Below are 21,754 nucleotides of genomic sequence, written 5' to 3'. Positions count from 1 at the left end.
CGCCATGCTGTTCGTCGTGAAGATTCGACTATCGGCGGCGCCGCGAGTGAGTCGCCAAGGTAGCCAATGCGCAGAGCAGAGCCATTGAGAAGGACGCTGGCTCTGGGGCCGGCAACGCCGCGGCGCCCGGCGCGAAGTGATCAGCCCAAATGGTGTAGTCGGCGCCATCGACAATGCCATCGTCGTTGAAGTCGCCAGTCTCCAATTTCTGCCCCGATTGCTGAAAGTGATCGGCCCAAATAGTGTAGTCGGCGCCATCGACGGCGCCGTCGAAATTTGCGTCGCCCGGCGTGGGGTTTGGAACGCCGTAAACACTTTGCGCGCCGGCGATGTCGTCTGGCGATAGCTGCCGGTTGATGAATCCGAAGGCGCCGGGGCCAACGTACATCACTTCGCCCGGTCCATCGGCCGGATGTCCCAACCCGATGGCGGCGTGCCCTAGTTCGTGAAGCATGAGGCCTTCGAGATCGTTGCCGAACTCAGCGACCGGATCGTCCTCGTTGCCCGCTGGCCGGATGAAGAGCGCCGACAGGTTGAACATGATGTCGCCCGCAAAGGGATCGGGAAAGTTGATGTCGTCGCCTGGCGGCCCAAAGCCCACGCCACCAACAAAGTTGAAGCCCGAGCCCGGCACGGGGTTGAAAGCGCCGATGCGAATGTCGGGGGTGATGGCGCCGGCGCCGCCGCTGGGCAAGGGACTGCCGGGGTTGGGATCGTCGATCGGCCCGACAAACTTGACGTTGCAGGCAGCTTCCCACGTGGAGAGCGCATTTTGTATGGCCGTGAGATAAGAACCAGCGCCATAGGCGACTTCGTAAGTCGTTTTCATCTGCGTGATGTCGCTGCCACCAATCACCTCGGCGGCAATGTCGCGCGCAGGGTCGATGGTGGTTCCATCGGGCATGAAACCCCATGTGATGGTGGCCGGGTAGCCATGCACGGGATTATCCCACTTCGACCCCCAGCCATTGCCAAAAGTGACATAGCCGGCGGAGGCCGCCTGCGGCGCGAGGACCAGCAGTAAGAAGCCGGTGATAGCACTGAACGAAGGCGTCTTGCGTTGTGAACCCATCGGATTATTACTTTCGGAGTCTGGTGGATACCGGAGAGGATAATCACGGCGGCAAATCGATGCCATGCCGGCGGGCGATTTGCGGGGAGTGGCCACGCAACAGTGGCGCGTTCTGGTACGGCGTTTCGATGGCTGCCTGACAAAACAAGGCGGACGAGAATTTTCTCGTCCGCCTCGATTGGTAGTCACGCGATTATCGGAACATCAAGTCCGCGAGCGCTGGGCGCCGAAAATGCGCCGACACTCGCGGTTCGCAGCGGCGCGTTCGCTAATTGACGCTGTTGGGAGCCGGCGTGCTAGCTGTGGCAGGCGCAGCCACTGGCGCAGGGGCCACATTGGCCGGCGCAACTGGCGGCGGAGGGGACAGGGTCGGCGCCAGTGCCGGTTGAGGGAGTTGTTGCCGGTTTAGCTCCCAGCCTCGGTCGGTCAAGTTGAATTCGTATTGACCGGGCGAGAGGGAGTACTTGGCAAGCCCGAAGTTGGCGCCTCGGTCGAAGGCGATCGTCCAACTTCGATCGGACCGGATTGACTGCAATTGGCCAGCGCCGATGGCGTACCGGTATTGATTGAGCATGTAATTGACGCTGCCTTGAGCGCCGGACGACAGCTTGATTTCGATTGGCTCGCCGGTGAAGTGGGCCTGCGGAAGCGCATTGGGCGCGACGTAATTGGTGGAGTTGGGAGCGTAGTACGTGGTCCTTGAACCAGAGTAGTTGGGCAAATAATTATTGGACCAACCGCCAGAATAATGCGGCTCATTGGAATGGTCGCCCTCATAGACGCCCTGCCAACCAGTGTGATTGCCGTGGTTGTCAATGTGGTGGCCACGGTCGTCGATCATGTGCCCCGCAGCGTCGTGGTGATGATGAACGTCGCTCCCACCCCCAAACCAACCGGGCCACTGGGCCGATGCGGCGCCGCTTGGCATGGCCAATGCCAATGTCACGAATGTGATCGCAAGTCGCGAGCTCATAGCAATGCTCCCTTTCCAAAAATGGAAATCCAATAGTTGAAAGGCCAGTCGCCTAGAAGCTAGCTGCTTGTCGCCGCTTGTCAATTATCTGGAGCGACTTGAGCCAAAGAAAAACAGACTCGACGCACGATCAGCTCACCAAGGTGTTCCGGAAGCGATTTTGTGCGGAAAAATCCTGCTATTTGTGAAAGATTGTGTCCACTTTTCGGAGAGATGGGTTCCGCATTTTTGGGGTTCGCGCGGCACGCGAGTGGGACACTCCTGGAATACTCGCCACGATACGAGTAGGGCCGGGGCGGCGGCGACTGTCGCGCGCTTCAGGTTGGCAATGGTCGGTGTAATGACGCATCGCGTGAAGCGTCGCTGCCGTGCAGGTTGTCCTACGCATACCCCGATGGCCAATCGAGTGCGCGGCGAGCGGCCCGGCTGGTCAAAGATCGACCAAGGCCCGGACATGCGGTAAGTTGGATTTCGCACATCGCTGTCGTTTCCCTTGGTGGTGGACGGAAAGTCAGGCGACATGACCTCCTTGCAAGCGAGCGCAATTCATGGCCGCTACGGCTGATTGCCTCGCCCATAGGTGGGATGGCGCCGAAAGTGCGTTAGATCAATCTCTGTTTCAAAGGCGCGCTCTGATTGAAATTGACAACTGATCTGCGGCAAATGCTCGGCGGCATTGTGAACCATTTGCATAGTCGACACACAGGGCAATGAATCCGACCGTCTCCGCGATGCGCCGCCCGATCACGACGCTCATGGTCGTCGTGGCGTTGATTGCCAGTGGCGCCTTGGCGCTGCAGCGGATGCAGGTCGACATCTTTCCGTCGCTGAATTCGCCACGGATTTACGTTTTCTTGCAGTATGGCGGGATGAGTCCTCGGCAGATGGAGGGATTCGTCGTTTGCCAGTTCGAGTTGCTCTTTCAATACGTGGATGGAATCAAAGAGATCAAATCGCGGAGCATTCAGCAGATTGCGCTGGTCGAACTGTCGTTTTACCCTGGCATCGACATGGGACAGGCGATGGCCCAGGTGGTGGCCATGGCCAATCGCGCGGTCTCGCGGATGCCGCCCGGCACCTTGCCGCCGATGGTGATGCGCCTGGACGTGGGGAGCGTCCCGGTCGGCTACCTGGTGTTGGAAGGCAAGACGACGCCGATTGGCATGGTGGCCGACGTCGCGCAGAACATCATTCGGCCACTGGTGCTGCAGAATGTGCCGGGCACGGTGGCGGTTTCGCCGTTCGGTCCGAACGTGCGTTCGATCCTGGTCAAATGCGATCCGGAGAAACTGCAGACCTACAATCTGGCTCCGCACGACGTCACCAACGCCTTAATGAGCGGCAATGTCGTCGTGCCGGCGGGTAACTTGTACATCAAGGACTCCATGCCATTGGTGCCGAACAACGCCACGGTTCACGATGCGCAAGACCTGGGAAAGATCCCGCTGCGGCTGGGAGAAAACGTGTACATCCGCGACGTGGCGGACATCGAGGATGTGACCGATCTCGACTATGGCTATGCGCTGGTCAATGGCAAGAACTCCGTCTTTCTGCCGATCATCAAGAAGAGCACGGCCTCGACGCTGAGCGTGGTGGCCGATATTCGCAAGTCGATGGAGTTGTTCCGGTCCGTCGTGCCTAAAGATGTGACCGTGACGTTCGAGTTCGACGAATCTCCCACCGTGTTGGCCACGGTTGAGAGCGTGGCGACCGAGGGTTTCATTGGCGCCGCCCTGACTGGCTTGATGATTTTGATTTTCCTCCGCGATCTGCGGAGCGTGGTGGTGGTGGTGCTCAACATCCCGCTGGCGCTGATGGGATCGTTGTTTGGCTTGTGGGTGACCGGCAACACGATCAACATCATGTCGCTGGGAGGTATGGCGCTGGCGATCGGCATGCTGGTCGATGAGGCCACCGTTTCGATTGAGAACATCCATGTGCAGATGGACGCCACACCCCACCTCGCGCGCGCGGTCGAGCGCGGCAGTTTGCAGACCGCCGTGCCGCGCCTGTTGGCCATGCTCTGCATTCTGTCGGTGTTCATACCGGCGTTCATCATGCAGGATCCGCTGCGTTCGCTGTTTATGCCGCTGGTGCTGGCGGTGGGATTCGCGATGATCTCTTCGTACTTTTTGTCCAGCACGTTGGTGCCGGTATTGTGCGTTTACTTGCTGAAGCACAAAGGTGGTTCGCACGGCAAACGCGGCCTTTTTGAGCGGCTGCGCGACGTGTTTCAGAAGGTGGTCGAGCAAAGCGTGCGCTGGCGCTGGTTCGTCGTGACTGGGTACCTGGTCGTCTCCGCGCTGTTGCTGTGGCAAATTGGCATTCGACTGGGGACAGAACTGTTTCCGCAGGTGGACTCTGGCCAGTTTGTGCTGCGATTTCGCCCGCCACCGGGATCGAGCTACAAGTTGACTCGCGAAATGGCGCTGCAATGCCTGGACGAGATCAAGCGCGAGGCCAAGGCGGAGAACGTCAAAATCACGCTCGGCTTCACTGGCCAGGTGGCGCCGAACTTTGGCATGGACAACATGGTGTTGTTCATGCGCGGCCCAGACGACGGATACTTGCGGGTGGCCCTTGCCGAGGACAGCGGCATTCGGCTGGAGGAATTCCGCGAGCGATTGCGCAAGGAGTTGCCGAAGCGAGTGATTCCGTGGATGGCGCGCCGGCTGGAAACCGGAGGCCTGCCGGCCGACGAGGCGCGGCGACAGGCCAAGATGTGCATTTTTGGCTTTCAGCCCGGCGACATCGTCACCGAGGTGATGAGCTTTGGCTCGATGACGCCGATCTCGGTTCGCGTGGTGGGCACGAACCTGGACAATGTGCGCGAGCATGCGCAGAAGATCCGCGCCCAGATGGAGCGGATTCCGTATTTGCGCGACATCGAGTTTCAGCAAATGCTCGACTACCCAACGGTTCGATTTGACATCGACCGCGAGAAGGCCGGCTTGAGCGGCGTCACGGTCAAGGACGCGGCGCAGCCGGTGATTGAGGCGACGTCGTCCAGCCGATTCATCGCGCTCAACTATTGGATCGATTCCACGACCGGCTTTGATTATCAGGTGGAAGTGTTGGTGCCGCCCAAATATATGACGTCCATACGGGAGATCGCGGAGTTGCCCATCGCTCAGGTCAACCCACTGGTCAACCTGATGATTCGCGACGTGGCGACGGTGACCGCCGGAAAAGATGTTGGCGAGATCGATCGGGCCGCATCGCAGCGCTACCTGAACATCAACGCGAACGTCGAGGGGGAGGACATGGGGCGCGCCGCGCGTCAAGTGTCGAAGGCGATCGCCGCCGCGGGCAAGCCGCCGCGCGGCGTGCGCGTGATGCCGATGGGTCAGTTGCCGCCGATGATCGAAATGTTCAAGGCGCTGGGCATCGGACTGGCGGTAGCCGCGTTTGTCATACTGGTGCTTTTGGCGGCATACTTCCAATCGCCGCGGATGGCCCTGGTTTCGATTGGCGCGATTCCGGGGGTGTTGACTGGCGTGGTAGCTGCGCTCTACTTCACCGGGTCGACGCTGAATATCGAATCGTTCATGGGCGCCATCATGTGCCTGGGAGTCTCGGTCTCTAACTCCGTGATGTTGGTGACGTTCACCGGAGAACATTGGATTGCCGGAGTTGCCGCGGCCGAAGCGGCCGTGATCGCCGCCAGCGAACGACTGCGGCCGATCTTGATGACCGCGTGCGCCATGACGGTCGGTATGCTGCCGATGGCGTTGGGACTGGAACGCGGCAGCCAGATGGAGGTGCCGTTGGGGCGCGCGGTCATCGGCGGATTGGTCATGTCGACCGGAGTGACGCTGCTGGTGCTGCCAGCCATTTTCGCCATTCTGATCGGGAAGAGCGTGGCTCGTTCGCCGTCGCTTGATCCCGACGATCCCAGCAGCAAGCACTATGATCCAGGAGGACACGCCTACGTCGACGACTCGATCGATCCGACACCAACCGACGCGAAGGAGGCCACCGAGGCAACAACGTCCCATGAGGCGCAAAAGACCGAGGCGCGCCCCGCCAAAGAACCGCCAGGCATGACGTCGACAGATCAACCAGGTCCGGCTTCACCACCCAAACCTGAAACACCGCCAACCAGTCCGCAACCACCAGCAGAGTCGGGATGAACACGCTCAACATAGCATCGGCGTCACTGCGCGCATGGCATGGTCGACCAGTGATGGTTGCTTGGGGAACGATATGCTTCGCCGCGATCGCTTGGGCCACGGGAGGCTGTAGCGGCGACTCGGAGAAACTTGCACCCCCTCCGCAACCGCCAACCGTCCACGTGATTCACCCGACCAGGCGGACCATTGTGCGCACCGTCAGCCAACCGAGCTTCATTGAGGCGTATGAACGCACTTCGATCTTTCCGAAAGTCACGGGCTATATCGAGAAATGGAACGTCGACATCGGCGATGTTGTGAAGAAGGATGAAGTGCTGGCGACGTTGTTCGTTCCAGAATTGGTCGAAGACTACGGCACAAAGAAGGCGACTGTCAAACTGGACCAGGAGCGCATCGACTTGGCGCTGGCGGTGGTGGACGTGGCCGCCAACGACGTCCGCGCGGCGGAGGCGCACTTGGAAGAGGCCAAGGCCATCTTGGGCAAGTTTCAGGCGCAAGTCGATCGCTGGACATCCGAGGTCGAACGGCTGACGCGCGAAACGAAGCGTGGCGTGGTCGACCCACAAGTGCTGCTGGAGTCGGAGAATCAACTGAAATCCAGCACGGCAGCGCGCACCGCGGCCGAAGCGACGATTGCGAACGCCGAAGCCGAGTTAGCTTCGCAAAAAAGCACTCTCGCAAAAGCCAAGGTCGATGTGTCGGTGGCGCGCGCCGACCTTCTGGTGGCCGAAAGCGAAATGCGCCGGATGGAGGCCTGGGTTGGCTACCTGAAGCTCACGGCGCCCTTTGATGGGGTCATCGTGGCCCGCAACGCCAACACGTTTGATTTTGTTTCGCCATCGGCGGGCGATCCCACGGCCATGCAGCGGGCGCCGCACATCTCGCCGCAGCATACGGCGCCGATCTACGTCGTCGACCGGACCGACATCGTGCGGGTCTTTGTCGACATTCCGGAAAAGGACGCCAACTATGTTCATGTGGGGACTAAAGCGACGGTGCTCGCCAGGGCCTACCAGGACAAGGAGATTCCGGCGACGGTCACGCGCACCAGTTGGGCCCTGAATGTGAAGAGCCGCACGCTGCGCGCGGAGATTGATCTGCCAAACACCAACAGCAAGATCCTGCCGGGGATGTACGCGTATGGCACGGTGATCATCGAGCATCCCGATGTGCTGGCGGTCCCCAGCGACGCGCTCTTCAATGTTGGCGAACAGCACTATCTTTGGTTCCATGAAGATGGCTGCGCCATCAAGACAGAAGTCGAGATCGGAATCAGCGACAACGAGTGGACCGAGGTCACCAACCACTTGGCAAAAGTAGCGCATCCCGATGCCACGAGCACGGCCAACTGGATTCCCATGGATGGGACCGAGGACGTCCTCGCCGGCGAACTGACCACGCTTGCCGATGGCGAGCCAGTGCATGTCACGCCGCCGCGCGAGGCTAGAAAAGCGCCAGCACCCTGAGGCAGGAAGCATCCGCGGCGCGCTCAGGCGCAGGAGATTTGCGTGATCGGCGGTCGGTGCATTTGACCAGACGCTAGCGTGCCGCCGCCAGCGCAGCCCAGCGAGCCTGGTCGTCAAGGCAAGACGCGTCGTCTGCTGTGAGCACTTTCTTGAATCTCATTTGCCAGAAAATATCGCTTTTCAGCAATGCGACACCCGAGTTTGCCGATTGCGGCGACTTTAACTGATGAGGTGGACCCGAAGCGACGATTTGACAATTTAATCGACCTTGCCGGCATCACGGGGACTCGGCGCGGCTCTGCAATTGATGGGCATGCCAGCAATTAACAACGCCGGTCTTGGGAAATGCGCCGGACCTCGCAGAGGGACCGTCTTGGTGTTGACGTTGTTGTGCCTGGCAAGAATGACATCTGCGCGGGCTCAGCCCGTTGCACGATACGCCGACCGCATGCCCGGCCACCAGCAGTCGCATGCTGTCGCGCCGCAGCCGCGCCCCGACCGCCGGCCCCAGCGACTGCCGACGCCTGCGCCGCGGGGGTCTGGTGATCGCGTCGAGCGCATCGCCGCGCCTCCGGCCGCGCCGAGCTCGTCGCAACTTCAGCCCGCGCCGTTGGAATCTTCCGATCTGCCGTTGCCGATCAACCTGGCCGCGGCCTTGCGACTGGCGAACGCGCGGCCGCTGATTGTCAGCGCGGCGCAGGCCAGCGCTTGGATCGCGGAAGCGCAGTTGCAACGCGCCAAGCTCATCAAGATTCCGGAGTTGGATTTTGGCGCCGTGTACGTACGGCACGATGGTTTTGGCCCCGACTTCAACCACGGGGCGAACGAACCGGACTTCGTCCCCGGAGTGGGCGGGCCACTCAACCAAAATGTGAACGCCATGTTCATCGGTGGCAGCGTCTACGGGGTGATCCCGTTGACCGAGGCGATTTTTCAGCCCTTGGCGGCGCGGCAGGTGCTCGACTCACGCCGCTGGGACATTCAAACCGCCAAGAACGACGCGCTACTGATCACCGCCAAGGCGTACTTCAGCGTGCATCAGCGCCGCGGCCAGTATGCCGCCGCTCTCGATGTCGTTCGGCGTGGCCGAGAGCTTGTCAAGCGAATCGACTTCTTGAGCGAGGACCTGGTGCCGAAAGTGGAGGTCGATCGGGCTCAGATGATTTTGGCGAACGTGGAGCAGCGAGCCGCCTTGGCTCGACAAGAATGGCGAGTCGCCAGCGCCAATCTTACGCAGGTGCTGCGGCTCGACCCACGGGCCGTGATCGTGCCAGTCGAACGCGATCACTTGCAGATTACGTTGATTGATCCAGCCCGGCCGCTCTCGGAACTGACGCCAATCGCGATTCGCAGTCGGCCTGAGCTAGCCGCGCAGCGAGCGCTGGTTCGCGCCGCGCAAGAGACCATTCGCCGCGAGAAATACCGCCCGCTCCTGCCCACCATCTTGCTCACCGGCTTCCAGAGCCCGGGCTACATGCGCATGCAGGGCACGGTGTTTGGCACTGGTCGGGGCGCCAAGATGAACAACTGGAGTCTGCGCGAGGATGTCAGCGCGCAAGTTGTGTGGCAACTCGACGGCCTGGGACTCGGCAACCTGGCCCGTATCAAGCAGCAGCGTGGCGTCGAATCGGAGAACATCGTCAAACTGTTCAAGATGCAAGACGAGGTTGTCGCTGAAGTGACGCGGAGCCAAGCGGATTTGCAGGCGGCCGCAGTGCGCGTTGTTGAGGCCGAGCGCGGGCTGCAGCGCGCGCTTGTGACGTTCGACGGCAATTATGAGGGGCTGGCGCAGACCACGCGCTTCGACAACGTGCTGATCCAGGTTTATCGCCCGCAAGAAGCGGTCATGGCGCTGGAGCGATTGCTGGTGGCTTACGATCAATACTTCGCCACGGTGGCCGACTACAACCGATTTCAATTCCAACTTTTTCACGCGCTCGGATATCCGGCCGCGCAGCTTTCCTATCTTCGACCGCCCGGAACCGCCGAAGTCGTCGACACCAGCCGCCCTGTTTATCTGCCGCCAGTGGGGACGGGTCCACCGCCCGCCAATCGCTGATGAAAACCAAGAGACATCAAATTGCGAGCGAATCGATCAGACATTCCGGAGTCACTGCAATGAAGCGCGGCCCGCGGGTCATGACGGTTGGCATCGCATTCGCGCCGGTGTTGTGGTTTGCGCTGCTGTCGCAGTTTGCGGCGACTTGCTGCCAAGCCGCGGCAGCGGCGGGGCAACCTGCGGCGCCGCGTGGCGCGGTGGAGCGCTGGGCCTCGCCTCCGCGCCACCCCAGCGTGACTGCCGCCAGTCAGCGACGAACCACCATCGCCGAAGGCCCCGCCGGACCGGAGATCGTGCCCGCCCCGCCGCCGGTTGCTCCCAAATCACAACCGCCATCTCGGCCACCAGTTTCCACCGCGCAGCGTGGCGTCGTCGATTTGCCGCCCGCGAATGTCGAGGCGAGCGATCTGGCGTTTCCGATCAATCTGGCCACCGCATTGCGGCTGGCCGACGCTCGTCCGCTCATCGTCGCCGCCGCGCAATCCGGCGCGTGGGTCGCCGAGGCCAAGCTGCAGCGCGCCAAGGTGCTGTGGATTCCGACGTTCAACGCCGGCTCCAATTACATTCGCCATGACGGCTTTGGGCCGGACTTCAACCTGGGCCTCAATACGCCGGCCCGGCCGCTCAATCAAAACATCAACTTTCTCTATTCCGGCATTGGTCTCATTCAAAATGTGGCCGTGACCGACGCGATTTTCGAGCCACTGGCCGCCCACCAGGTGCTGAGCGCCAATCGTTGGAACATACAAACCGCCAAGAACGACGCGCTACTTGCCACCGCCAACGCCTATTTTGGAGTTCATCAACATCGCGGGAGTTATGCCGGCGCGATGGACGTTGTCCGGCGTGGTCGCGAGTTGGTCGAGCGTCTGCAAGCGCTCAGTTACGATCTGATCCCGAAGGTGGAGGTCGATCGCGCGCAAAGCATGCTGGCCGACATGGAGCAGTTGACCGCGACGGCTCGCGAGCGCTGGCGAGTCGCCAGCGCTGACCTGACTCAGGTGCTGCGGCTCGATCCGCGCGTGGTGATCGTGCCGCAAGAGCACGATCATCTGCAAATCACCTTGATCGATCCGGGGCGCGGCCTCGATGAGTTGATACCGATCGGTTTGACCAACCGCCCAGAACTGGAATCGCAACAGGCGATCGTCCGAGCGGTCGCGCAACGGATTCGCCGCGAGAAGGGGCGCATCCTGATGCCGACGATGATGCTCAACGGTTTTCAAACTCCCAATGAATTGATCCAGTTCGGCGCGCAAGGCATCGGTCATGGCAACTCCATGAATCATTGGAGCCTGCGCAACGACATCAGCCCGCAGGCCATTTGGCAATGGGAGGGAATGGGACTGGGAAACTTTGCGCGTATCAAGGAGCAGCGCGGCGAGCAATCGAAGTCAATGGTCGAGCTGTTCATGACGCAAGACGCCGTGGCGGGCGACGTCACCCGCGCTCAGGCGCGGCTACAGGCGTCCGCGGTCCGCGTCACGCAGGCCGACCGCGCCATGCGCAAGGCGCTAATTACCTACGACGGCAACTTCGAGGGACTGGCGCAAACCAAGCGTTTCGAAAACGTGCTGGTGCAGGTCTACCGACCGCAGGAAGTGGTCATCGCGCTCATCCATTTGATGGACGCCTACGACAACTACTTTGGCACGGTGGCCGACTATAACCGCGCGCAGTTCGAAATGTATCACGCGCTCGGTTATCCGGCCGCCGAAGTGGCGGGCTTGCAGCCGCCTGGCGAAGCCCAGCCGGTTGACACCAGCCGTCCCGCTTATCTGCCGCCAGTGGGCACAGGCCCGCCGCCGGCTTCGCGCTAGTTGTTGTCGCAGGGGAAGTCTCCCCCGTGCTCGAGCATGTCGATCAGATCGGCTTGTGGCGCGGCCGAGCCTGGAGAGCCCTCGGGTTGGGCTCCGCTGCCCCCTAGCCGCAACAGGCTCTCCTCGTCCTGGCGAGCGCCGGAGAAGAAGCCATAGTCGCTAGATTCGATCGCATCCACCTCTGACGATGCAACGTCGCTGGTCACGCTCACCTTGCCGCGCGGCCCGTGGTAGCCGTAACCATTGCCGGGAATGATGACGCGGTCGCCATGTTTGCGGTACGGCAGGTAGTCGGGGTAATAGCGCGTGTAGATCGTCTTGCCGCCGACATACGCAGGGCACCGATCGGGGCTTTCCACGGGGGACAAGATCGCCACGCCCCGCTTGTATGGAACCGAATGGTCCTTGGCGAACGCGCAATGCCGAGTAACGGGCGTCGGAACCAGCAGGTTGGGATCAAACGGCGCCGCCCATACCGCATGGGAACTCGCCATCGTCGCAAGTGCAACCATGGCGCCGCTGGCGATGCTGCCTGGCAAGTGAGTGCGGGCGCGCTGCATGGCACAATTCCCCTTGCGATTGCTGGGTTGAATGGCTGTCGCGCGACGCTATCGGATTGCTTTGAGGAGATGCGGCTGCGCGGTCGCGCTGTCATCTTTGCTCGTCGGCAAAGCCCTGAATACTCAAGAGAAACTCGCCTGTCCGTGAATGCGCTCGCAGTCTGCCCATTTAACCAGAGGCGATCGCGGCATCCCTCGCCAGCAAACTAGCGCGCGGGGATAGGCCCCATGCCGGGGGCGGATTACCGCATGCGCTACGTGTTCGCTGAACGCCACCGCGCGGTTCGCAATGACGACCACGCGCGACCAGCAGGCGCGCTAAGCGGCCAAATGCTTCGACGCGAATACCTTAAAATTGCGAGGAAATTTCCTTGCTAGCACTGTTGTGACGTGATATGACCATGAACCATCTCGGGCGTCAGGGGTCGACTTCTTTTCCTGCCACGTCCGCAGATCGCGCGGCCCGCGCCGCGCGATTGGGCAAATCTGGGGAATCCGCCGATGGCAGCGACAAATCCTGCGGTCAATTTTGATCGGGCGTTTGAAGACCTGACGGGGGCGCCCCCACTGCCCTGGCAGCGAAGGCTCTACGGTTGCTTCCTCGCCGACAATCTGCCAGATGTCTGCGACCTGCCCACGGGACTCGGCAAGACGATGGTGATGGCCATTTGGCTCATTGCGCGGACCGTGAACGAAAAACTGCCGCGCCGGCTGGTATACGTCGTCGACCGGCGCACCGTGGTGGATCAAGCGACCGATCTAGCAGAAAGGCTCGAAAAGAATCTGCCAAATGCGATGCCGCAGTCGCCGAGCTTGAAAATTAGCACGCTTCGTGGACAGCTCGCCGACAATCGCGAGTGGTCGCGCGACCCCTCACAGCCAGCGATCATCATCGGCACGGTCGATCTCATCGGTTCGGCGCTGCTCTTTTCCGGATATCGGTCCAGTTACAAAAGGCGTCCCCTGGAAGCGGGCTTGCTAGGGCAGGATTCGTTGCTTGTGCTTGACGAAGCACAGCTCTCCAAACCTTTCGAAAAACTCATCTGCGCTATTGGCAGCGACGGCCCCTTCCAGAAGGACTGCGACGGCGCCGCGCACGGCATGCCAATGCGCGTGATGCGCATGTCCGCCACAAGCGACTGCGCTCCCGCTACAAAAATATTCTCACTGCAAATCGATGCCAATGGCGACCTCACGGGCGAGGATGCAAATGGGATCACTCAGCAAAGATTTGAGTCGTGCAAGAACTTGAAAATCAAGGAGCCGGTCGAATCGAAAAACCTGAACGCCGCCCTTGCTGATGCAGCCATCGAGCTTGCAACCGACAACACCATCGTTGGCAAACGGATCGTTGTCTTCGTCCGCAAGCCCGATGACGCGCAAGAAATTGTCAATCAGCTTCGAAAGCATGTGGTCGAATCGGTGGACGACTCGGGAGCGAAACCGAAGAAGTCGAAAAGCACGCCCTTTAGCGAAAGCGTCGAAGTATTGACTGGCACGATGCGCGGTCTGGAACGCGACAAACTTGTCGAGCAAGACGTCTTCAAAGATCGCTGGCTCAAAGGCGAGCTCGAGCCCGCTGACCTAGCGAATCAAGTTCCCGTATTTCTAGTGTCCACCAGCGCCGGCGAAGTGGGATTTGATCTCAACGCCGATCACATGGTGAGCGATCTAACGACGATCGATTCCTTCATTCAACGGCTGGGACGAGTAAACCGGCGCGGGCTGGGCGCAGCCACGGTCGTTCTCATCCCGGATGCCAACCCTGCCGACAAGTCCGATATCGACAAGGCTCGCATCGCCACCGCGTCACTCCTCGCTAACGATATGGACGTCAGTCCCAAGGCGCTAGCAAAATTCAAGAAATCGTTGAAGCCTGAGCAATGGGCGGCGGCAACATCGCCTGCACCAGGGACCGTTGAGCTTACAGACATCTTGTTAGACGCTTGGAGCTTGACCAGCATCACAGAGCGCATGCCCGGCCGGCCAGACGTGGCGCCGTGGCTGCGCGGGATCGACGACGAACAGGCCCAGACAACGATCGCGTGGCGAGCGGAATTGGACGTTCCCGGCTTTGGTGATCTGGCTCGGGAAGATATTGAGGAATGGTTCGACACGCACCGTATTCTGACGCATGAGACGCTATCCGCACCAACGCACGCCGTCGCCAAATGGTTTGTGGAACGTTGGAACGAATTGCCTGCGGTGCGAAAGTCGGAGCTTGAAACCAGTCCGGTCATCGTGGACCGGGCCGGTTTGAAGCTGGTTAACGTGCACGCTCTGGCGGATCAGTTGTCGCGTAAGGGTGGAGACTTCGCAGCGGCGATTCGAAATGCCAATCTCGTCGTCCCCGCGTCATTCGGCGGAGTTGATCGACGATCCGGCTTACTTGATGCCAGTTGTCTAACAATGCCAGTCGATACGGCAAGCGATAGCGAGGACTCTCCAGAAACCAACATCGATTCCCCATGCCAAGCCGCGGACGTCGCCGACGCGCGAGAGCGTTATCGCGAGCTAGTTTTTACAGTCGACGATGAGCAAGTTGCTAAGCCTCTTGGCTCTGGCAAATCAGAGCGCATTCAGAATGCGATTCGGTTCTCTATCGAACTCGAAGTCGGCGACGACAAGCGACTGCAACTGGTTAGCTATGTGCCCAAGTGGGAAAAACTTGAACCTGGGGCCATCCGTCAGTCACTGAGCGAACATGTCGACCTCGTGTGTCAGCGATTGGACGAAATTCTTGCTCGGTTGAAACTGCCGGAGCCGCTCAAATCTGCGGCGTCATTCGCCGCTCAATACCACGATCATGGCAAGAACCGCGCGCGCTGGCAGCGATTGGTGGGTGGAAGACCCACAACTCCGGGCCAGGGTTGGCTGGATTATACGATTGGAAAATCCGGTGGATCAATGCGGCGCGATCCTCGTGGCTATCGTCATGAGTTCGGCTCGTTGCGTGAACTATGCGATGCTTTTGAGACCGGCCAATTGTGCGATGAGGATGGAAATCCGATTTCGGCGGAGGTGTTTGATCTGACCATGCACCTGATCGCCACGCATCATGGCCGCGGGCGTCCTCACTTTCCAAAGGGCGCGTTTGACCCAGATGCCGAAAGCCGTAGTGACGAGGTTCATTTCACAGCGATTCGGCGCTTCGCACGGCTTCAGCGGAAGTATGGGTGGTGGCAACTCGCATGGTTGGAAAACCTACTTCGCTGCGCTGACGCGCTCGCCAGCAGCGCAAAAAACTCAGATGGCGTCAAAGCCACGAAGGCGGGCCACCTGGCGAGTAAGACGATATGAGCGCGAACAACGCCAACATCACGGTACCGGTGGATTTGGCCAACCCCGGTCAATTTTTCGCTTGCTGCGGCCTGTTAGAAATGGCCGACCGACTTTGGCCCGGCGCCGAGGGTTGGTTTGAGGGGCACACGTTCAAGCTGTGCTGCGCGGGCAACTTTGCAACGCTTGCGGCGGCATTACGGCAAATTCAAGTGACTAATACGATGTCATTTGCGCAAAATGCGCGATTGGAAGAGTTATCGCGCATACCGAAGGCAGAGCTCAAAAAGGAAGGGTTGGAAGACGAAAAAAAGGAACTCGAATCGTTGAGGCGTGAGGCTCCTATTCTGCTTCACACGGGAATTGAAATGCGGCTTGACTGGTTTCGCGACGATCGCTCCGGTGGCTCGCGCTTCAAGACATGGGCGGGGCAGCAGTCGGTATTGGAAATCTCGACAGAAATGGGCAATGGCCTGACTCAGGTGATCGGCACAGAGGCATCGACGCTTTGGGCAAACGATCGCGGCACCGGTTTGCCATTCAACTTCGATTCCGACCTCGGCGGACAGGGATCGGCACTCGATGTCGGGTTTAGCTTTGACCCACTCGCCGCGTCGACAACAACCCGCATCGAAACAAGCTGCAGACCGGCCTTGGAGTTTCTATGTTTTGTCGGATTACAGCGATTCCGTCCCCGCGAGGCCATCGGAGAGAACCGATTTCAATTTGTTGCTTGGAACTCGCCACTTCCATCGTTATTGGCTGCGGCGGTGGCGTGCCTGGCGGTCACCGCGCCCGGCGACCGTTACGAGTTTCGGCTGCTCTATCGCACCAAATATCTAAAGAGCTTCTTACCCGCAATTAAATTTCAAGGAGAGTGATCGATGAACGTCAAGGAGCATGATGATTGGCTCACCAATGACACGGCGGCCGCAATCGTCATTCGTGAGCCATTGCTTTCGGTCGAAGGCGCCGACGGCGTCATCTTTCCAGCGACCTATGCAGCGGCAGAGGACAAGAATGTCTTTCCGGGCGGATACAACATCGATCCGCCCCATGGCGAGAAGAACGTTTGCCTCGTCGACAGCGTTGGGTCGCAAGCCAATCGCATCGAGCCACTTTTCGCAAAGACCGACTATGCCGATCTAGTGCCGCAGATCGTAATCACGGCCGGCGACAAATCGGTGAATCTCCTCGAAGCCGGGCATCGCGCAGGCGATGCGATCGTCCGCTGCACTTCGCTGCAAAAGTGCCTGCAAGATGCCTTCTACAACGTCCTAAAGGGTGACGCCACGGAATTGGCGAAGGTCTCGCCAACTTCGCTTGTGTTTGGTGTTTGGGATTCGCGGGACACACAGGCGAAATTGCCCAGGCTGCTTGCATCGACCATTCGAGCCTTTGATGTGGTGCGACTAACTCGCTCGGCGCAATTCAATCCCGCTGCCGACTACATCGGCCTTGGCCTGCTCGAAGACACAACGGATAAAAAGACGAAGGACGAGTACGCAAAACGCGGATTCATCCATGTTCCAGCAGCAGGAGCGCCCGGCGGAGTGATCGCAAAAGGCGGCATCCGGCGCGACGTCACATTGAGTCTCGCCGCGCTCCGACTCATTTCCGCGGGCGATGATATTAACCAATCGTTGATGTTGCGCCGCTACGTGCTGGGACTGGCACTCGTCGCGCTCACCGCTCCCGCCCAGACCTATTTGCGCCAGGGCTGCAATCTCGTGCCAGATGTCAACCAGCCGAAGTGCATGACGCTCGTCCGTGCAGATGGCAACCGCGATCCGATAACAATTTCGCATCACGACGCTACGGAATATGCCAAGGTGGCCGCGTCTGAATTCGGTGTCGGATCGTCCCAAAGCGTTTCGTTCGATACTGAATTGGCCAAAAAGGATATTGCGGGAGAAAGCAACGTCAAACCCACTCGAAAGAGGCCTGGCAAGGCGGAGTCAAAATAGAATGTCCGAACTGCTTTGCATCACTTTTCGGTTTATCCATCCATTTCCACTTTTCCACGGGCGGGCAGAGGCCGACAAGCCCGAATGGCCACCTTCGCCCCTGCGAGCGTATCAGGCCCTGCTAAACGCCGCGTCAATGCGTGGGCGCGGCCGGCCGCTTGATGCCGAAGTTCGTTCCGTGCTAACCATGATGGAATCAATCACCCCGCGAATCATCGCGCCAATCGGGCAGATCGCCAAGGTTGGGTACCGAAACTATGTTCCACATAACCAAGCTGACCTTGTCACCGCAGCCTGGAATCGCGGCAATCTCGATGCGAGCATCGCATCCCACCGGATGGAAAAGGACTCCCTACCGATACGAATCACTTATGACGAAGCTGCTCTCCCTGCGGTCCACTTTCTCTACCCGCTGGAGCTAATAGCCGACGACGCGCAGCGATGCCTGAGCACAATTCGTCCGGCGGCACGTGCGATCACTGCGCTGGGGTGGGGTATCGATCAAGTCGCTGCCGATGCAACCGTGCTAACACATTCCGACGCGGCCTTGCTCTGTGGTGAGGTGTGGAATCCGACGTGCGCTGGTGGTCGTCGCTTGCGAATTCCGCGGACCGGCGTGCTCGACGAACTCACATTCCGTCACGACAAGTTTCTACATCGAATCAAGGACGGCAACTTTACTCCAGTTCCGCCAATCACGGCGACTAGAATCGTCTCGTATCGCCGTGATATTGATCCGGCGCCTCGTCCCTATGCCGTCTTCAAACTTCTCGACGCCAACGAAGACGCCTTCCGTTATCCACATGCCAAGCTCATGCACATCGCCGGCATGGTGCGCCACGTTGCCATCGAACGAATGCGGGACGACCCACCCCACTGGATCGGAGATTCCGCGGATTGGATCAACCGCGTTGTTCGCGGCAAGCAAGATGAAGCGGCCAGCGATCATTACCAGTTCTCCTACGTTCCGCTGCCGTCGATAGGCCACGCGCACGCCGATGGCCTGATTCGTAACGTGATGATCGTCGCCCCGCCGGGCATGGAACGCGAACTTGAGTATCTCGCCGAACGATTGAACGGAGAACTGTTGACGCCAGAGGATTATCGTCCGTCGGATGAAAACGGCTCGTTGCCGCCTACGGATGGACCGATTGAGCTGCAACGATTCACGCCGCCAGCAAAGAAGTTTATCGCCAGTTGCTATTTGGGCGCGTCGCCAACTTGGCGAACGGTGACCCCGGTTATCCTCCCCGGTCACAATGACAAGAAGGCGCAGAAAACTGAAAAGTTGATACAAAAGGCCCTGCAACAATCCGGCCTGACTGCTCCTTGCGAGTTCTCTTGGCAATCGGCGCCATTCCTTAAGAACTGCCTGAGCGCCCACAAATACGATCGCGACGGCCGGCACACTGGCTACCATCGACCAGCGCACTTGCGCGGTCTGACCGCGGTGCATATGCAACTCCACTTCGCGGAGCCTGTTCTCGGCCCCATCACCCTAGGCGCTGGCCGACATTGCGGTTTTGGGCTCTTCGCCGTCCCCCTCTAACCCGCCGCTTGCTCTCCGCTTTCGCCGAACTACACTTGACGCGGATGTTGCTTCGCCACGGAAGGTCGGTTCCTCCGTGGAAGCTCGACCATGCGCAACACCTTTCTCGTCTGCTATGACATCGCCGACCCCAAGCGGCTGCGCAAGGTTTTCAAAACCATGCGCGACTTCGGCGATCATCTCCAGTATTCGATCTTTGAGTGCCAGTTCAACGCCATCGATCTGGCGCGCTGTCGGCACGCGCTCGGCGAACTGATCAAGCACAACGAAGATCAGGTGCTGTTTGTCGACCTGGGCCCCACCGACGGACGCAGCGAACGCGTCATCACCGCGCTGGGTTTGCCCTACACCAACCTGGACGCCCCTTGCATCGTCGTTTAGCTCGCCGCGCGCGGGGCGTTTTTCAATACTCATTGCCGCCAGAGAGTTTCGCGACAACTAACCTCCCTTCGCTTGTGATCCGCTTGTCGATCGCCTTGTCACAACACCATCAACCTGCGAGGCGCCCATGGCCACCGTGCGTGAACCTGACGCCGCGTCCGACTATCTGCCGGCGCGCATGCTCAACGAGTTTGTCTACTGCCCGCGGCTCTACTTTTACGAGCATGTCGAAGGCGTGTTCGTTCACAACCGCGAGACGGTCGAAGGCGCCTTGCGACATGCCAAACTCGACGACGGCAAGGGAGAACTGACCCCCGCCGACGAACTGGCCGCCGACGACAAGCTGCACTCGCGCAGCGTCACGCTGGCCAGCGAGACGCATCGGCTGATCGCCAAGCTCGACCTGATCGAAGTGGCCGGCGGCGCCGTCGTGCCGGTCGACTACAAACGCGGCTCCCCGCGCGAAGATCGCAAGACCGGAGAACTGATCGCCTGGGACCCCGAACGCGTGCAGTTGGCCGTGCAGGGCCTGGTGCTCCGCGACAACGGCTACACCTGCGACGAAGGAGTCATCTACTACGTCGCCACCAAACAGCGAATTCGGGTGCCCATCGACGACGCCCTGGTCGCCGAAACTTTGGCCGCCATGCAGGCCGCTCGCGATGTGGCCGCCGCCGGAGTCATCCCGCCCCCTCTGGTCGATAGCCCCAAATGCCCGCGCTGTTCGCTGGTGGGCGTTTGTCTGCCGGACGAAACCACCTCGCTCCGCCTGCACAAGACCAATGGGCAGCCCGTGCAGCAAACCTTGTTCGAGGTCGACCCGCCGCTGTCTGCCCAGGCGCTGGATCGCCCCGCGGAAGAAGAGGAGATCCGCCGCCTGGTGCCCGCCCGCGACGACCTGCGGCCTCTTTATCTGAACACGCAGGGCCTGCGCGTCGGCAAGAGCGGCTATGTGCTCAAGCTGCAGGAAAAAGAGACCGTCGTGCAAGAGGTGCGGATCAACGAGATTTGCCAGCTCAACCTGATGGGCAATATCCAGATCACCACGCAAGCCGTGCAAGCTCTTTGCGAACAGGAAACGCCGATCGCCTATTTTTCGATGGGCGGCTGGTTCTACGGCGTGACGCATGGCCTGGGCGTCAAGAACATCTACCTTCGCCGCGAGCAATTCCGACTCGCCGACGTCCCCGGCTTTTGCCTGCGCCTCGCCCGGGCCTTGGTCGCGGGCAAGATTCGCAACCAGCGCACCATGTTGCAGCGCAACCATGTCGAGCCGCCGGCCAGCGCGCTGGCCTTTCTCAAAGAGATGCAGCTAGACGCCGAGCGCGCCGAGGCGTTCGATGTCCTGCTGGGGATCGAAGGCAACGCCGCCCGGGTTTACTTCCAGCACTTCGCGGGCATGATCAAACTCGACGACCCCATTGCGCCGCGTGGCGAAGCGGCCGACTTCAACTTCGATTTTCGAAACCGCAATCGGCGCCCCCCGCGCGATCCGGTCAACGCGCTCTTGTCGCTAGCCTATAGCATCCTGGCCAAGGATCTCACGATTGTCAGCCACACGGTGGGCTTCGACCCCTATTTGGGTTTCTACCATCAGCCGCGCTATGGCCGCCCGGCGTTGGCCCTCGATCTCATGGAGCCATTCCGCCCGCTGATCGCGGACTCCGCGGTGCTGAGCGCCATTAACACACGCATGGTCACCGATCGCGATTTTGTGCGAGCCGGCGAATCGGTCGCGCTGCGGCCAGAAGGCCGCAAGGGGTTCTTCCGCGCCTATGAACAGCGCATGGATACGCTCGTCACGCACCCCATTTTCGGGTATCGTGTCAACTACCGTCGGGTGTTGGAGATCCAGGCGCGGCTCTTGGCCCGCGTGCTCACCGGCGAGTTGACGACGTATCCGGTATTCACCACACGGTGAGCGGCAGCTCTTTGGCAATTTACGACCATTCTGAGGAGATTTTTGAACGTGCGAGCAGCGCGGTGCGCTCGAAAAGCCGGGCGCCGCTCGCAGCCTGGTATATTGAGGCCACGCCATGAGTTACAATCAGTGCTGTCTGTGCATGCCGTCTGGCACGATAGCCGTCGCAGCAGGTGCTCGCAAATTGCTTGCGGGCGCGTTGCTGCGATTGGAGTTGCGAGGACGGCCTTTCCGCGAGTGCAAACTCGCGGCCCCATTGAAGGCGCATCATTGGACTCAACCCGTCCACGGCTGATGGGACCTTTCCGCGAGTGCAAACTCGCGGCCCCATTGAAGGTTGTCGCGCGCTTCGGCCTCTAGCTCGGCCAGTTGTTCTTTCCGCGAGTGCAAACTCGCGGCCCCATTGAAGGATGAAGGCCATCTCCTCCCACGTGGGGCACCGCGTGGACTTTCCGCGAGTGCAAACTCGCGGCCCCATTGAAGGCACTGCCACGCGAGCATGCCCATGATCGCCCAGCGCCTTTCCGCGAGTGCAAACTCGCGGCCCCATTGAAGGGGCGCTGTTGGTGACCTG

At 60.2% G+C, this 21,754-nt stretch carries 13 protein-coding genes and 1 CRISPR repeat array; of the genes, 10 read left to right on the top strand and 3 right to left on the bottom strand.

All coding sequences use genetic code 11. The features are described 5' to 3' along the window. Positions 1 to 28: 28 nt before the first annotated feature. Together K1X71_11805 and K1X71_11800 are read right to left on the bottom strand one after the other, a co-directional pair. Positions 29 to 1,072 carry a hypothetical protein gene (locus K1X71_11805; protein ID MBX7073823.1) on the bottom strand — a complete coding sequence of 348 codons (1,044 nt, stop codon included), beginning with the start codon at positions 1,070 to 1,072 and terminating at the stop codon, positions 29 to 31. 268 nt (positions 1,073 to 1,340) lie between these two features. Continuing rightward, the gene (locus K1X71_11800; protein MBX7073822.1) at positions 1,341 to 2,045 is read right to left on the bottom strand and encodes a hypothetical protein; all 705 of its coding nucleotides are present in this window, start codon (positions 2,043 to 2,045) and stop codon (positions 1,341 to 1,343) included. Between the two features lie 710 nt (positions 2,046 to 2,755). Between K1X71_11800 and K1X71_11795 the strand changes: the two genes are divergently transcribed. From K1X71_11795 to K1X71_11780, 4 genes are all read left to right on the top strand, one after another. Continuing rightward, positions 2,756 to 6,178: an efflux RND transporter permease subunit gene (locus K1X71_11795; protein MBX7073821.1), complete on the top strand. Its 3,423-nt coding sequence runs from the start codon at positions 2,756 to 2,758 to the stop codon at positions 6,176 to 6,178. A gap of 188 nt (positions 6,179 to 6,366) precedes the next feature. Then, positions 6,367 to 7,644, top strand: a complete 1,278-nt coding sequence (locus tag K1X71_11790) for an efflux RND transporter periplasmic adaptor subunit (protein MBX7073820.1) — start codon at positions 6,367 to 6,369, stop codon at positions 7,642 to 7,644. Between the two features lie 448 nt (positions 7,645 to 8,092). Next, on the top strand, positions 8,093 to 9,703 hold the full coding sequence (locus tag K1X71_11785) for a TolC family protein (protein MBX7073819.1): 1,611 nt from the start codon (positions 8,093 to 8,095) through the stop codon (positions 9,701 to 9,703). 59 nt (positions 9,704 to 9,762) lie between these two features. Next, positions 9,763 to 11,523, top strand: coding sequence for a TolC family protein (locus K1X71_11780; protein MBX7073818.1), 1,761 nt, complete (start codon positions 9,763 to 9,765; stop codon positions 11,521 to 11,523). Here K1X71_11780 and K1X71_11775 read toward each other — a convergent pair. After that, complete coding sequence (locus K1X71_11775; GenBank protein ID MBX7073817.1) at positions 11,520 to 12,083, bottom strand: hypothetical protein; 564 nt, start codon at positions 12,081 to 12,083, stop codon at positions 11,520 to 11,522. The two genes, K1X71_11780 and K1X71_11775, sit on opposite strands and share 4 nt — an antisense overlap. 501 nt (positions 12,084 to 12,584) lie before the next feature. Here K1X71_11775 and cas3u point away from each other — a divergent pair. The 6 genes from cas3u (at position 12,585) to cas1 (ending at position 21,180) form a co-directional block, all read left to right on the top strand. After that, a complete protein-coding gene (gene cas3u, locus K1X71_11770; GenBank protein MBX7073816.1) occupies positions 12,585 to 15,383 on the top strand; it encodes a type I-U CRISPR-associated helicase/endonuclease Cas3 in 2,799 nt (932 codons plus the stop codon). Further along, complete coding sequence (cas8c, locus tag K1X71_11765; protein MBX7073815.1) at positions 15,380 to 16,243, top strand: type I-U CRISPR-associated protein Cas8c; 864 nt, start codon at positions 15,380 to 15,382, stop codon at positions 16,241 to 16,243. The genes cas3u and cas8c overlap by 4 nt, the downstream gene beginning before the upstream one ends. Before the next feature lie 3 nt (positions 16,244 to 16,246). Further along, positions 16,247 to 17,329 (top strand): type I-U CRISPR-associated protein Cas7, encoded by a 1,083-nt coding sequence (cas7u, locus tag K1X71_11760; protein ID MBX7073814.1) that lies wholly within the window; start codon positions 16,247 to 16,249, stop codon positions 17,327 to 17,329. Between the two features lies 1 nt (position 17,330). Continuing rightward, on the top strand, positions 17,331 to 18,878 hold the full coding sequence (cas5u6u, locus tag K1X71_11755; GenBank protein ID MBX7073813.1) for a type I-U CRISPR-associated protein Cas5/Cas6: 1,548 nt from the start codon (positions 17,331 to 17,333) through the stop codon (positions 18,876 to 18,878). 90 nt (positions 18,879 to 18,968) lie between these two features. Beyond that, positions 18,969 to 19,259: a CRISPR-associated endonuclease Cas2 gene (gene cas2, locus K1X71_11750; protein MBX7073812.1), complete on the top strand. Its 291-nt coding sequence runs from the start codon at positions 18,969 to 18,971 to the stop codon at positions 19,257 to 19,259. 127 nt (positions 19,260 to 19,386) lie between these two features. After that, positions 19,387 to 21,180 (top strand): CRISPR-associated endonuclease Cas1, encoded by a 1,794-nt coding sequence (gene cas1 / locus K1X71_11745; GenBank protein MBX7073811.1) that lies wholly within the window; start codon positions 19,387 to 19,389, stop codon positions 21,178 to 21,180. 227 nt (positions 21,181 to 21,407) lie between these two features. Beyond that, a CRISPR array of direct repeats spans positions 21,408 to 21,736; the repeat unit is 36 nt; unit sequence CTTTCCGCGAGTGCAAACTCGCGGCCCCATTGAAGG. Positions 21,737 to 21,754: the final 18 nt, after the last annotated feature.

This window comes from Pirellulales bacterium (genome assembly GCA_019694455.1).
In the GTDB taxonomy this organism is placed as follows: domain Bacteria; phylum Planctomycetota; class Planctomycetia; order Pirellulales; family JAEUIK01; genus JAIBBY01.
Note: the sequence above shows the minus strand (reverse complement) of the source record. Positions and strands in the feature narration are given on the sequence as shown.